The sequence below is a fragment of the Dyadobacter sediminis genome (assembly GCF_005860765.1).
Taxonomy (GTDB): domain Bacteria; phylum Bacteroidota; class Bacteroidia; order Cytophagales; family Spirosomataceae; genus Dyadobacter; species Dyadobacter sediminis.
Map to the genome: position 1 here is coordinate 78,173 of NZ_VCEI01000011.1, position 14,802 is coordinate 92,974.

The following is a 14,802-nucleotide window of genomic DNA, read 5'->3' on the forward strand; positions in this document are numbered from 1 at the left end:
TTAGAACGTATACTATACCTAAAACAAATATCATGTCAACAGTAGGAAACAACACAAGCATAATTAACAATCTGATTGAGATTAACAATGACCGCGTAGCCGGTTTTGAAAAAGTGATCGCAGATATCGATGATGAAAATATTGACCTGAAAAGCCTGTTTCAGGAATTTGCTCAGCAAAGCCGGAAAAACAGCCAGGAATTGTCAGCCATTGTAGGATCAGTTGAAGAACTGGAAACCGGCAACAGCGTAAGCGGCGCATTGCACCGTGCATGGATCGATGTGAAATCGTTATTTGGCGGCAGCGACCGTGCCAGCATCTTGTCCGAAGCAGAGCGTGGAGAAGATGCCATCAAAAAGGCTTATCAGGAAGCTTTGTCCAGCGGCGAACTGCTGCCGGATGTTACCAGTACGGTAAGCAAACAGGCGCATGAGATCAACTCGGCGCATGATAAAATCAAGGCTTTGAGAGATATTGCAAAAGCCTGATCCGAAAATGCATACAAAAGAAAAGCTGCTTTGAAAAAGGCAGCTTTTCTTTTTGGTTTTCAGTAAAAATGATCGGGTTATGCTTGTCTGCAGGTTTCAGAATGACTCTCACACAAAGGCGTTCAGTAAAAATCTGGATCTGATGAACTTCTTAAATGCCTGAAAACCATCGTCAGATCTACATTTAGCAATTTACATAAGTACCAGAGTAGCTATGGAAACCAGCACGACAGAGAGCATCATGGAAAGAAATACAAGCATGGACGATTGCTCTTCATCTGCTTTCAGAACGGCGGCAAAAATGGTGACATTGGCTGCGATGGGAAATAGCGGCACCAGTCCGAGCATTTTGTAATCTTCCTCTTCCAGATTTTTAAAGATCAGGGAAGCGGCAAAAGCAATGGCAGCCATAAGGGCGGCCGCGGCGACAGTCCGGAAAGTCAGTAACCTGGAAAAATAGCCGAATTTGATATTCCGGAAATCAACATCGGCAAGCTGAAACCCTACAATCATCATTCCCGCGGCAGAAACCGCAAAACTCACAACACCCAAAGCAGGCTTGATAAATTCAGGCGTTTCAACATCCAGAATCTTGCAGATGACGCCTGCTGCGAACACATATAGAAACGGAATACTCAGCATTTCCTTGAATGCCTTGCCCGGCGAATGCTTGGTTTTTGCCACCTGATAATAACCAATGGTGTCACCGTACAGCGCCGAACCCAGATAAATACAGATCAGCACACTGACCTTTTCCTCGCCGAAAAGCGCAGTAATCGTCGGAATGCCAAAAAAAGCGATGTTAAAGAAGGAAAACGAACTTCTGAGCAAAAGCGGATCGGTGTCCGGAGCAAATTTCTTATGTGCTGCCATTGCGGCAAAGTTCATTCCAAGTGCCAGCAGGAATGTCAATGCCGGCAGGATCATCAGTTTGGAGGCTTCGGCATCCAGCATATTTGTGAAAACCAGTAAAGGAAGCAACGCATTAATCAATGGCTTGCTGATGTATTCGGACTTGAAGCTGGTTTTTTTGCTGATGAAATATCCGATTGGGATAAAAGCCATGACAGGCAGCAGTTCGCTGTAGAGTTCAAGAAGCTTTTTCAAAGATCTGGCTGGTAAGGTGCTGGCATAAATTGCCGATTGTTTTCACATTGAACCACACGGCGTTCACATCCAGTAATGTACCGTTTGTGATGTGGCCGAGGGCATAAAAATTCGGGTACGGCTTGCTGTCTTTTACAATCTGCATGGTTTGTGCATGGATTTTGATTCCGCCCACCGGTTCCGGCTCTACAAGGCCGCTTTCCGCCAGTGCCGCCATAAGTTCGGACTTCATCATTTTTACCGAAGATGCCGGACCCGTTGCATTGATCAGGAATTCTTCTGTCGTGGTCTGTCCGTCGCCGTAGGTCAGTACAAATCCTTTTTCAGGATCGTGCGTTACCTCTTTCAGTTCCGGAATGATTTTCAGCTGCTGATTGTCAAACAGCCTGTTGATCCGTTCTGCATTTACCAGTGGCATACAATGCCGGTTGATACCCCAGTAGCCGCCCAGCCATTTTTTGAACCTGATCCTTTCGGATTCGTCCAGATTTTTCCACATTTCCGAGCTGGTGTAGCGCAATGCGTATGGAATGACAATAAGCGCATCGCCGCCTTCCTGCGCAATTCTGATATCCTGTTTCAGCAACTCGCTTGCAGGTTTTCCGACACGTTCGGTTGCTTTCCAGTCGATTTTCTTGCCCGCGTAATCCTCGGCTTCCTGCATGAATAGACGGAACAGTTCCTTTACCTTGGGATTGCGCAGTTTGCTGCGCTGGATCTGATGCAGGTTTTTAAGAGTGAGAAACTTACATTCATAAGGTTCCGGATTTTCGGGCTGCACCCGCGGCAGCAATCCGTCGAGTGAATAAAAAGTGATTTTTCCTTCATGCCCGTTATCAGCCAGTGTCATCAGCGCGTCAATGGCGCTCAGGCTGGACCCGAGTACGCCTACATTCGCCGTTTTGGGGACATTTTCAATGATGAGGCTTGATGGCCATGGCGAAGGAAAGTAATTCTTCTTATTTTCAAGATCCGGATAATTGTTGGCTACGGGCGTACCCGGCGCCAGGATCAGATAGTGGCATGAATGGGTTTTTTCTCCTGACAGGTGAACAGTAAATCCGTCCCTGGTTTTCTCCACTTCCAATGCACTGGCATGGATGATTTCCACCTGCATTCCTTCTTTTTGCGCCAGCTCGAAATAATGGTCAAACTGTGCTTTCAGGTAATCGCCGTAAAGCCGCCGGGTTGTAAATGCCTCGTTGCGGCCCTGGTTGTCCACGACTTCGTCTTCCACACTTTCAGCATTTTCGATCAGCCATTCGCTGAAATGCTGGGGTTCTGTATAATGAATTCCCATCAGATCGGCCTGCGTGTTGAGGATATGACCCGGTTGTTTGGTCCCGAAGGCAAGTCCTTTTCCGACTTCCTGATTTTCTTCGATGATGGTTATACTTACTTGCTGATGAAGTCCGGCAATGCGGAACTGAAGAAAAAGCTCGATAAATGCTGAAATGCCGCATGCTCCGCCGCCAATGATTGTAATATGGTTTAAACTCATTTAAGGATGGTAGTTAATACTGTTCGTTTGTTGACATTAAGTTACCGTCAGGCTTAAAACAATCATGCTTGCAAACAACAATACTGGGCAATCCGGTTAAAACAACTATTTTTTAATCTTCGGCTGCATGGCTGATTTTCAATCATGTTCAAGCTTTAGATCATTTTTTCCGTCCGGATTTGAGTGCCCTTCCGGAGCGATGCCGTTTCCGCCGATCCGCTCTTTTTTCTTTCATACTTCAGAATTTCCTCATCCGGATGTTGCGAAAAATCCGTCGGCAATTTCATAACAATTGAATAATGCAGGCTTAACATCCGGTTCCGGACAGCCGGATAACTTTGAAGTTCTGAAAAATGTCAGGTCACATGCGGTCCTGACGTGCTCACCTAACCTTTTAACAGAAATGAAAATACGTTTACTGCCAACATTCGTGTTCTTGCTGGCCGGACTTTGCATGGCATTGCAATTGTCTGCCCAATCCATTGCCATAACCGGTAAGGTTACCGCTGCCAACGGCAATGCGCTTCCCGGTGTAAGCATCCTTCTCAAAGGAAGCAGTTCAGGAACAACCACGGACGCAAACGGCATGTACAGCCTGACGGTGCCTTCCGGAGAATCAGTCCTTATTTATTCAGCCATCGGGTTTCTCTCGCAGGAAAAGACTATGGGCAACAAAAGCGTGATCAACGTTATCCTGAACGAAGACACCAAAATCCTTAACGAAGTGGTTGTAACGGCACTGGGCATTAAAAGGGAAGAAAAATCACTTGGGTTTGCCGCACAGACCATTAATGAAAATGCGGTGAAAGATGCCAAATCCAACAATTGGGTCAATACGCTTTCCGGCAAAGTCGCCGGGCTTAATATTCAGGGCGCCGGTGCCGGGCCGATGGGTTCTTCGCGCATCACGCTGCGCGGCGAATCTTCGTTGAACCTCGACAACAATCAGGCGTTGATCGTTGTGGACGGGGTTCCGGTAAGCAGCCGGATTACGGGGACGGGCTTCAATTCGCACCTTTCTGCAGACAGCCCCGTGGATTACGGTTCCAGCTTGTCGGACATCAATCCGGACGACATCGAGAAAGTTACGGTACTGAAAGGCCCGGGAGCTACGGCATTATACGGCAGCCGGGCAGCCGGCGGAGCCATTATCATTACGACGAAATCCGGTGTGCGCCAGGATAAAGGCATCGGCGTTACAGTCAACTCCAATTTCAGCTTCGAGCAGATCAACCGTTATCCGGATTATCAGTTTGAATACGGCGAAGGGCGGAGCAGTGCCTATTTTTCCTATCTCGACAGCGAGGACGGCCCCAATACAGCTACAACCGTGGCGGCGGGAAGGGCATGGGGACCCAAGTTTAACGGACAGTCGTATTTTCAATATAATCCGGATGCACCGGACGGCCGTCCGACGGTACGCACGCCGTGGGTGGCCAACAAAGATTACATTTCCGGTTTTTTCCAGACAGGAACTACATTTTCCAACAGCGTTTCAGTAGAAGGCGGAGGCGAAAACGGATCGGCGCGCCTGTCGCTGACGCATATGAAAAACAAATGGATCATTCCGAATACAGGTTTTGAGCGGATCAATGCAGCACTTTCCGTCAGTCAGAATGTATCGAAAAGATTGAAAATAAACGGGAAAGCCAATTATACCAACAAGAAAAGCGACAACCTGCCCATGGCGGGATACAACAACCAGTCGCTGATGTATTTCCTGATTCTGGGAACGGCGCCGAACATCAAACCCGGATGGTTCAAACCTTACTGGGAGCCGGGGCTGGAAAATGTGAAGCAAAGAAGTCCGTTCAACCCGACGCCGGACAATCCATATCTGGGCATGTACGAAATGCTTAACAAGATGAACAAGCACGGATTCATCGGCAACGTTTCGGCCAGTTATGAAATTTCCAAAAAGCTTGATCTGCTCGTTCGTACCGGACTGGATATGGCTTTCGAGTTCCGCTCGCAACAGCGTCCGTTCAGCATGACACGCTATCCGCGCGGCATGTACCGGGAGCAGAATGTGTTTACTTACGAGTCCAATACCGACTTTTTACTTACTTATAAAGATAAACTGGGCATTATTGACGTTACTGCTTCTGCCGGAGCCAATGCCATGCGCCAGTCATATGATTTTGCGGGCCTGTACGCAGACCAGCTTGCGCAGCCGGGCATTTACCAGATTTCCAACAGTCTGGATCAGGCCGTTGCTGATCCTTTGAAAACCAAAAAGGCGATTAACAGCATGTACGCCGCCGCGCAGTTTTCCTACGATGAAAAGATATTTGTGGACGTAACCGGCAGGAACGACTGGTCGAGCACGCTGCCTTATGGAAACAACTCCTTCTTTTATCCATCGGTCAGTTCGAGTTTTCTGCTGAACGAATTGTTTACACTTCCGCAGGCTGTTTCATTTGCCAAGCTGCGTGCTTCCTGGGCGCAGGTCGGAAACGATACGAGGCCGTACCAAACAGCTCGTTATTATGACCGAATTTACGGAAACAGCTTTACCAATTCCTCCACGCTTTTCAATGCCGGCCTGAAACCGGAGATCACGGCAAGCTACGAATTCGGTCTGGATGTACGTTTGCTCAAAAACCTTGTGGGTCTGGATTTTACCTATTACAATAACAACAGCCGCAACCAGATTCTCGCCATTCCGCTGGACCCCGTTACCGGTTATTCCAATGCGCTGATCAACGCAGGACTCATCAACAGCCGCGGTGTGGAGATCAAGCTGACGGGCAAACCGGTCACAACCAAAAATTTCAGATGGAACACGACTTTGCTCTGGTCCAGAAACCGGAGTTATGTAAGAGAACTTGCCTCCGGCATTACAAACCAGGTGATTTATGCGCACAACACCAACGTAAGCATTGAAGCACGCGTAGGCGGGCTGATGGGCGATATGTACGGCCGCGGTTTCCAGCGCTCGCCGGATGGCCAGATCATTTATTCTTCGGTGGGGCTTCCCGCTGCACTCGACCCGGTTGCCAAAAAATGGGGCAATGCATTTGCCGACTGGAAAGCAAGTATTTCCAATGAGTTCACGATCCGGAACGTGCGTGTCAGTCTGTTGCTCGACGGTCAGAAAGGCGGCAGCATGTTTTCCCAGACCAACCACAAGAACAACACATTGGGCAAAACAAAAGTCACGTTGCCGGGCCGGGAAGATGGCATCATCGGGCAGGGCGTCGTGAAACAGCCGGACGGAAGCTTTACACCAAATACAGTGAAAGTGCCTGCAAGCTCTTATTACGACAACTATTACCAGATTGCCAATGCCGAAACCAATATCTTTGACGCCTCTTTTCTGAAAATCCGTGAGTTAAGAGTGGAATTCAATTTGCCTCAGGCGCTGCTTACCAAGATCGGCGTACGCCAGACGAGCCTGGCACTGTTCGGAAGAGACCTTTTCAACTTTACGAAATTCCCGGGTTTTGACCCCGAAGGCGGAAACCTTAACAACGGTACGCTTACGCCCGGCGTGGAACTGGCGCAATTTCCTTCGACCCGAACCATGGGCATGAACCTTACCCTGAAATTTTAAATCAAAAAGAGCATGTTAAAGAAAGCATATATTCCATTTTTGTTCCTGCTGGCCGTTCTGGCGTCCTGCACCAGCGGTTTCGAAGAACTGAACACCGATCCTAACCGTCCGAAAGAAATCACGCCGGGTGTAATGCTCGGGCAGCTGCAATATCAGATCGTGAACAGTACGGTCAATGCAAGCCGCAATTTTACACACGAACTCATGCAGGTGGACGCGCCGCGGGCGAGTGCAGGCGGCGGTGGTCTGCACCGCTATATTGTAAATCCCGGCAGCGGCGTATGGAACAATTTCTATTCGTATCTGAACGACATTGAAGACATTTACCTCATTGCCGACCGGCTCAATGAAAACAACTACAAAGCCATTTCGCTGATCTACAAAACGTGGGCCTATTCCATCCTTACAGACCTTTACGGCGACGTACCTTATTCGCAGGCGACGAAAGCCATTGAAGGAAATTTCAAGCCGGCTTTTGACAAACAGAAGGATATATACATCGAGCTTCTGAAAAACCTGGAAACGGCAAACGGATTGCTGGATGATACCAGGGCGCTGACTTACGGAGGCGACATGCTTTACAGTGCCAATGCCTTGTCGGGCGGTAAAAATCCGGGAATTCTGAAATGGAAGAAATTCTGCAACTCGCTGCGGTTGCGTTTGCTGTTGAGAATATCGAAAAGGGAAGGGGAAGTCAATGTAAAAGAGCAAATAAATGTCATTCTTGCCGATCCGGCTGCAAACCCCGTTTTTACATCCAATGCAGATGAGGCCATTTTCAGGTATCCGGGTACCTTTCCGTTTTTTAACCCGTTTTACAATGCAAGACAAGTAGACTGGCGCGACGGAAATTACTATACCAAATTTTTTATGGGCCGTATGAATCAACTGAACGATCCACGCCGTGCGGCCTGGGCAACGCAGGTGAAATCAGGAACTTCGGAAGTATTTCAGGGAATTGAAAGCGGTTACCCGACTACAACGGAATATGCAGTAGGCAGCAATTCCAGCTATTCGGATGCATTAAAGACGCTGCCGCAGCTGGGCGTCATGATGACCTGGGCCGAAGTGGAGTTCATTAAAGCCGAACTGGCCGTGAAAGGATACAACACCGGTTCCACTGCAGAAAAGCATTACGAATCAGGCATTGCAGCTTCCATGACGCAGTGGGGCGTAACCATGCCCGCAGGATTTCTGGAACAGCCCGGAATAGCATACAATGCTTCGGCAACTGCAGATAAACAGCTGGAACAGATCATGCTGCAGAAGTATTATGCCTACTTTTTTGTAGATTACCAATCCTGGTTTGAAAAGCGGAGAACGGGTTATCCGGTACTGCCGCGGGGGACAGGAATTCCTTCCGAAAATACGTTTCCATCCCGCGTTCCGTATCCTACTTACCTGCAGTCCCTCAACCCAGAAGCACTGGCAGGAGCCGTAGCTTCTATGGGCGGTGACGACAGCGACATTAAAGTATGGTGGGATAAATAGTTTTTTCAGTTCATTTCAGATTCTGTTTCAAGATGATATTTAAAAATAAAAGAGTGGTTTGGATGGCCATTATGCTGTGGGCTTTCCAGACTGCAAATGTTGCACTGGCACAAAAGATGACCAATATCAAAATGCCGGAACGCGGCTTGTGCGCACACCGCGGCTGCATGGACACGCATCCGGAGAACACATTGCCCGCTTTCCGTGAAGCCATAAGACTGGGGGCGCAGATGATCGAGTTTGACATTCAGCTTACCAAGGACAGCATGATGGTGATCATGCACGACGATGCCGTAAACCGTACGACCAACGGAACCGGGAATGTTTCGGATCTGACATTTGCACAAGTCCGGGCACTGGATGCAGGCATCCGGAAAGGAGAGAAGTTTAAAGGAACACAAGTCCCGACTTTTGAGGAAACACTTGGCATGATGCCTGCAAATGTATGGCTCAACTGCCACCTGAAAGGCGACGAAGCCGTGGGTTCCAGAGCGGCTGCCGCACTTGCAAAATCAGGCCGGCTGCATCAGGCATTTCTGACCTGCTCGGAAAAAGCTGCCGGAGCAGCACGCAAAATGGTCCCCGGCATCCTGATCTGCAATGGCGATAACAGCTACCGGAAGGATACACCCCGATACGTACAGGCAACCGTTGACATGAAAGCCGATTTTATCCAGTTGCTGCGGCATGAACCGGGCGAGGACAGAAAAGGATCAATGAAATCTTTGAAGGACAAAAACGTAAAAGTCAATTACTTTTATGCCCAATCGCCGGACGAACTTGGTGCGCTTTATGCAGAAGGCGTTGATTTTGTACTGGTCAATAATGTAGGGGATTTCATGCCGGCAGCTGAAAAGGCCGGTATTCAGCGCATTGTTCCACATTATGCCGGCGGAAAGCAGCCGGAGCAGAAATCTGCTCCGGAAAAGCCGGCAACGGATAAAAACAAGACGCTCATTGTCTTTTTTGACGGACTTCGTCCGGATTACATCACCCAAGAGCAAATGCCCAATCTGTATGCATTCCGGCAGAAGGCATCCCAGGGAAAAAATCATCACAGCGTATTCCCGACCGTAACGCGCGTAAATTCGGCTTCCTACGCAACGGGCTCTTACCCGGGAACGCACGGGCTGCTGGGCAATTCCATCTATTTTCCGAAAGTAAGCGCGAACAAGGCCATCGGAACCACTTATGAAGAACTGGTGAAAGTCCGGGAATCCGAATCCGGGAATTTGCTGACGGCCGTGTCGCTCGGCGAGGTGCTTGAAGCGGCTGGCGAAAAAATGATGGTTTTCAGCTCGGGAACGACGGGGCAGGCCTTTTTGCAAAATCACAAAGTCGGGAAAGGCGCGATTGTCAATCAGGAACTGATCCTGCCGGATACATTCAGAGAACAGGTTTTATCCGAAATCGGGCCCATGCCGAAAGGTACCGGCGACGTGTATATCAAGCATAAATGGGTTGCGGATGCCTTGCTGCATTATGGTTTGAAAAAGGAAGGACCGCTGGTGAGCGCCGTCTGGTTTTCAGACCCGGATGGCGCTGCGCACCGTTACGGCATTGGTTCGGAGCAGGCCGTTGCTGCAATCCGCTATGTCGATGCGCAGTTTGGCAGAATTTTGGATTCGCTTGAAAGCCGCGGATTGAGGGGAAAATACAACATTCTTATTTCTACCGACCACGGCTTTGTAACGCATATCGGCAAGCAGAATCTCAGCGATTTGCTGATTGAAAAAGGTTTGAAAAAAGATAAGGAATCGGACGATGTAGTGATTTCGGAAGGTGCTGTTTATGTCAAAAACCATGACAAAGCATTAATTAAAAAGATCGTTGCCAGGCTGCATCAGACCGAATGGATCGGCGCTGTTTTTACAAAGCCTGAAAAGGAAGGAAGCATGAAGGGCTGGGTAAAAGGCACCTTGTCGTTTGATGCCATTCACTACAATCATCCGGCCCGGAGTGGTGATATCCTCGTGGCGCCTAACTGGAATGATGACAAAAATGACAAAGGTTACGCAGGAACAGACTTTTCAGGAGGCGTCGCCGGTCATGGCGGATCAAGCCCTTACGAAATCAACATCGCCCTGCTTGCCGACGGGCCTGATTTTAAAAATGCATGGATAAGTGAACTGCCTACTTCAAACGTTGACATTGTGCCTACGGTTCTGGCACTTTATGGACTGCCCGTTCCGCCGCAAATGGATGGCCGCGTACTGGCAGAATACTTTGAAAACAAACCGGCAAAAACCGGCAATTCCAAAAAAGAAGTTGTGGAAACACAGGTGCAGTATCCGTGGGGAACATACAAGTTAAGTCTCGAACTATCCGTTCTGGGCAAGTACAGCTATGTGAATTTTACAAAAACAGAGCGGATCGTGAAGAAGGAGGAAAGGTGAGAAGGAAGGAAAGGTGAGAAGGAGGAAAGGTTAGAGGGAGAAAAGCTTTGTCCTTTCTCCTTCCAACCTTCCTTCCTTTTCCTTCCTCTTCACCCTTCTCCTTCCTCCTTTCCTTCCTTCCTCCCTTCTCCCTTCCTCATATTACTGCGCGCGCAGGTACTTCACGGGGTTTTCAGCTGATGCTTTTAAGGCGTGTCCCAATACGGTCAGAAGTGTAATGAGGACAGTCAGGCCAAGTGTTGCAGCGATTAACCAGGCACTTGACGTAATGCGGTGAACATACTGCTGCAGCCAGCTTCCGGTGAGCCACCAGCCCAGCGGCGCAGCCACCAGAAACCCGATCAGAATCAGGCGGCCGAATTCCCTTCCAAAAATCCATAGCAGCTGCTGCGTGCGAGCGCCCAATACCCGGCGTACCCCGATTTCCTTGGCCCGGCCTTCTGCCATAAAGGTGACCAGTCCGTAAAGTCCGATGCAGCTCATGGCCATGGCAATCAAGGCAAATGCCTGTACAAAACCGGCCAGCAAGCGCTCCATATCCAGAAATGATCCCAGCAGATCGTCGAGCTGATCCGCTTTATAAACGCGGTCCGGCAGTGTTTCATTCCATACCTGCTCTATGGCCTTCCAAGTTGTCTTCGGAGAATTGGGTGATAAGGTAAGTATGGCCATCGTGGTATGGCCCAGGTCATTCACAAGGGTAACCGGCAAGACGGACTGATGCAGATCGCCGCTTCGGAAATCCTTTACAACACCCACAATAATGCGGTCTTTGTCCATGATGCGCATTCGTTTGCCAACAATACTGCCTGCAGGTGAAACGCCGAGTTGGCGTACAAGGGTTTCATTGACCAGTACCTCCTGCGCAGTGGTATCCGCCGCCCGGAAGTTGCGCCCTGCCATTACTGACAACCCGAATGCAGCAATATAATGCTCGTCAGCAGCCCGAAGCCGTGTTTCAAAAGGTTCGGGTCTGGAGGCCATATGATAGCTGAAAGGAGCAGGGCGGTTGTAGGGAGAAGCGGGAGGATCGCTGCCGTATGTCACACTTTCTACACCCGGTAACTGTAACCAGCTCTGCCGCAACTGGTCGTAAGGAACCGGATTGGGTGGTGAAAGCCATACGGTAAGCTTCCGTTCATGTCTGAAACCCCAATCTGCTTTCTGCATGTGCCGGAGTTGTGCCGTTATGACCAGGACAATCATCAGGAATAGTTGTGAAAGAACAAACTGTCCGGTAATCAGGGTTCTGCGAACGTTGAAACCGCCAACGGTCTGCGTAGTAAGCTGGCCGGCAAGGGCTTTGGCCGGATTAAACCGGGAAAGCACCCAGGCAGGATATAAGCCGGCGAGGATGACGATTCCGGCAATCAGAACCAGAAACCATTTCAGGCTTTCGGGGTGAAGCAAATCTAGGATCGAAATGGCCGGGTGCAGCATATCGACTTGCTCCGCCAGTGTCCGGTTGACAAGCGGCATTGCCAGCTGGGTCAATAGCAGGCTCATCACACATGCAAAAAAGGTCAGTATGGCGGTTTCAAAAAGGAATTGCCGGATTAATTGAAATTGATTGCTGCCGACCACCTTGCGCACGCCGACTTCCCTGGCACGCTGTAAAGCCTGCGCAGTAGCAAGATTGATGTAATTGATACACGCAGCCAGAACGAGCAGCAGTCCGACTGCAATCAGTGCATACAATACCGGGCGCGGAGCCATACCGCTGCGTTCATGGTTCAGTTCCTGAAGAGGCAGCATATGATATGCAAACTGGGCTGCTTTTTCGGCAGACAGGTTTTTCTTGCGGATCTCATCCAGTGTGCCGGCCAGCTGTCCGGAACTGCTGCCTTCGCGCAGCAACACAAAACACATGCTCTGAAGACCTTCCCAGTCTTGCATGGTACCGCCTTGTTCCAGGCCCGGGATGGTTGCATAAGATATCAATGCGTCGTAACGAAGCTGCGTGTTGGCGGGCGGATTTTCAATAATCCCGGTTACGGTAAGGTCCACGCGGTTATCCAGCCTCAAGGTGCGGCCAACGGGATCGGCATGATCAAAGTACTTGCGGGCATAACGTTTGCTGAGTACAATCGTATTCGGCAGGCTGAGCGCCGTTTTCGGGTTTCCTGAAATCCACCTGACCAGAAAATGACTGAAATACTGCGGCTCTGCAAAACAGACATTCCGGGCTTCATTAAACTTTTTGGCCCAGCCGTTCTTCCCGTCCGGAACGCCGATGGTGCGCCCGAAAACGGTTTCAAGCCTGGTTGCACTTTCGACAAAAGGATAGTCACGGCGAAGCACTTCGGCCAGTGGACGGGGAGCGGCGTCTGTCTGCATCGTGTTTTCCCGGACAACATCCGTTACTACCCAGTAGGAACGTTCCATGTGCGGATGATGGCGGTCGAAACTGAACATGTAATTGACCACCAGAAAAATGACCAGACCGCTGGCCAGCCCCAGCGCCAGGCTTGATACCCGGATCAGGTTGACCTGGCGCTGCCTCCAGATGCGGCGCAGGGAAAGTATTGTATAATGTACAAGCATGACAGGAATAATAAGTTAAGCAATGTTTTATATACAGTTATTTTATATATAAAACAAAAGTCAGTTTGTTCCTACTTGCACGGGTATAATTTAAATTTCCGAACCTGGTCAAAGAGAAGTGAGGCCCTTCGAGAAAAGAGTAGCTGGCAGGAAAGCAAATTATATTGTCCGCTTTCATCGCGCTGACATTCTGATTATCTTCGTAGATGAATGAAACGATTATGCTACCGGTGGAATTTATGGGCGAAATCCATGAATTGCCGCTGACCATTGTCCCGCAGGGATATACTTACCAGTTACATGTAGACATCGAGGGCAGGACGCTGATTCTGGAAAAGGACGATGCGGGCGAGTACCGGGTCATCAGCATGTCCGGCGATTCGGAAAAGGTCAATAAAAGCCTTGTTGCGGCTGTTGTAGCCACGTTGCAGTCATTATAAGTTGTCGCCAGTCCGGGTAAGGGCCTGAAAATAGGCAGGCAGGCAGGAAACACTTGCCGGGCAATTGTAATCATGTTCCACTTAAAATCTTCACTTTTATGTACGCAAGAGTTGTTCAGGTGCTTTTAAAAGAGGGTCATATTGCAGATGCTACTGATTATTTCCGGGATTCGGCAGGGCCGGCTCTGAAAAAGCTTCCCGGTTTCAAAAACAGCCGCTTTCTTGTAAGTCAGGCGACTAACCAATGCCTCATGGTAACACTCTGGGAAACGGAAGAAGCCCGTACAGGCGCTGAAACGAACGGATTTTTACAAAATGTCATGACCGCAATGAAGCCTTATTTTGCCAGCCAGCCAACAATCGATTATTACGAAGTAGCCGTTCAGGTTGTCTGAAACGAGAGGTGCAACCACTTTTTCGATGCGGCGTAAAAAGCGGTCCGGTTTTGCTTGTTTGTTTAAAAACAGAAATAGTCAGATCCGGTAATCTGACTATTTCTGGGCATGAATATGCATACGAAGATTGAAAATTCTGCTTTGCGCCTGCTGATGCTGCCAAATAAAAGCGATTCGCATTAAATACAAGATACGCAGCTTTTATGCGTTCAATGTTTCCGTTTCGGGTTCGGTCAGATCCAGGCGGTAAATTTCCATTATGTTTTCCAGCAGTTTTATAAAGTCGATGTTTAGATCGATCAGTTTGCCGGAATGTACGTCAAAAACCCAGCCGTGAACCGTCAGATTGCGGTCGCGCTGCGCTTTTTGCACTTCTGCCGTTTTGATGACATTAATGCATTGTTCTTCCACATTCAGTTCTACCAGTCTTTTGTAACGCTGTTCTTCATTGTCAATCGCTGCCAGTTCGTCCTTGTGCGTCCGGTATACGTCACGGATATTTCGAAGCCACGGATTTAGGATTCCCAGGTCCGCCGATTTCATGGCCGCCTGAACGCCACCGCAGTAGTAATGACCGCAGATTACAATATGCTTTACCTTAAGTTGTTCCACGGCGTAATTGATAACCGACATGACACTGAGATCCGTGTTGGGTACCATGTTCGCAATGTTTCTGAGCACAAATGCTTCGCCGGGCGCTATGCCCATCAGTTCCTCGGCGGTTACACGGCTGTCGGAGCAGCCGATGTAAAGAATATCCGGCGTTTGCCCTTTGGAAAGATCACTGAAATAGTTGGAATCTATGTCTAGCTTCTTCTGAACCCACTCCTGATTGTTTTCAAATATTCGCTTAATGTCCATTTGATCAAAGGTTATGTTAAAAA

Annotated in this window: 10 protein-coding genes; 6 read left to right on the plus strand and 4 right to left on the minus strand. The window is 49.1% G+C overall.

Features of this window, described 5'->3' with window-relative positions; translation table 11 throughout:
- Positions 1-32 precede the first annotated feature (32 nt).
- Positions 33-488, plus strand: coding sequence for a ferritin-like domain-containing protein (locus FEM55_RS01355; protein ID WP_138279529.1), 456 nt, complete (start codon positions 33-35; stop codon positions 486-488).
- 192 nt (positions 489-680) lie between these two features.
- Here the strand turns inward: FEM55_RS01355 and FEM55_RS01360 are convergent, their stop codons facing one another.
- Positions 681-1,595, minus strand: coding sequence for an AEC family transporter (locus tag FEM55_RS01360; protein ID WP_138279530.1), 915 nt, complete (start codon positions 1,593-1,595; stop codon positions 681-683).
- Positions 1,579-3,096, minus strand: a complete 1,518-nt coding sequence (locus tag FEM55_RS01365; protein WP_138279531.1) for an FAD/NAD(P)-binding protein — start codon at positions 3,094-3,096, stop codon at positions 1,579-1,581. Before FEM55_RS01365 ends, FEM55_RS01360 begins: the two co-directional genes overlap by 17 nt.
- 403 nt (positions 3,097-3,499) lie before the next feature.
- On the opposite strand from FEM55_RS01365, the gene FEM55_RS01370 reads away from it, so the two are divergent.
- Genes FEM55_RS01370 through FEM55_RS01385 form a run of 3 tightly spaced genes read left to right on the plus strand, consistent with a single transcriptional unit; the run spans position 3,500 to position 10,539 of the window.
- Positions 3,500-6,652: a SusC/RagA family TonB-linked outer membrane protein gene (locus FEM55_RS01370; RefSeq protein ID WP_138279532.1), complete on the plus strand. Its 3,153-nt coding sequence runs from the start codon at positions 3,500-3,502 to the stop codon at positions 6,650-6,652.
- Positions 6,653-6,664: 12 nt separating this feature from the next.
- A complete protein-coding gene (locus tag FEM55_RS01375; protein WP_138279533.1) occupies positions 6,665-8,143 on the plus strand; it encodes a SusD/RagB family nutrient-binding outer membrane lipoprotein in 1,479 nt (492 codons plus the stop codon).
- Positions 8,144-8,175: 32 nt separating this feature from the next.
- On the plus strand, positions 8,176-10,539 hold the full coding sequence (locus FEM55_RS01385) for an alkaline phosphatase family protein (RefSeq protein WP_212748283.1): 2,364 nt from the start codon (positions 8,176-8,178) through the stop codon (positions 10,537-10,539).
- Positions 10,540-10,680: 141 nt separating this feature from the next.
- Here the strand turns inward: FEM55_RS01385 and FEM55_RS01390 are convergent, their stop codons facing one another.
- The gene (locus tag FEM55_RS01390) at positions 10,681-13,083 is read right to left on the minus strand and encodes an ABC transporter permease (RefSeq protein ID WP_138279534.1); all 2,403 of its coding nucleotides are present in this window, start codon (positions 13,081-13,083) and stop codon (positions 10,681-10,683) included.
- Between the two features lie 206 nt (positions 13,084-13,289).
- Here FEM55_RS01390 and FEM55_RS01395 point away from each other — a divergent pair, with 206 nt between their 5' ends.
- Both FEM55_RS01395 and FEM55_RS01400 read left to right on the plus strand, forming a co-directional pair.
- Positions 13,290-13,523, plus strand: a complete 234-nt coding sequence (locus FEM55_RS01395; RefSeq protein ID WP_138279535.1) for a hypothetical protein — start codon at positions 13,290-13,292, stop codon at positions 13,521-13,523.
- Between the two features lie 98 nt (positions 13,524-13,621).
- On the plus strand, positions 13,622-13,918 hold the full coding sequence (locus FEM55_RS01400) for an antibiotic biosynthesis monooxygenase family protein (RefSeq protein ID WP_138279536.1): 297 nt from the start codon (positions 13,622-13,624) through the stop codon (positions 13,916-13,918).
- A gap of 201 nt (positions 13,919-14,119) precedes the next feature.
- Here FEM55_RS01400 and FEM55_RS01405 read toward each other — a convergent pair whose 3' ends face one another.
- Positions 14,120-14,779, minus strand: coding sequence for a carbonic anhydrase (locus tag FEM55_RS01405; RefSeq protein ID WP_138279537.1), 660 nt, complete (start codon positions 14,777-14,779; stop codon positions 14,120-14,122).
- Positions 14,780-14,802: the final 23 nt, after the last annotated feature.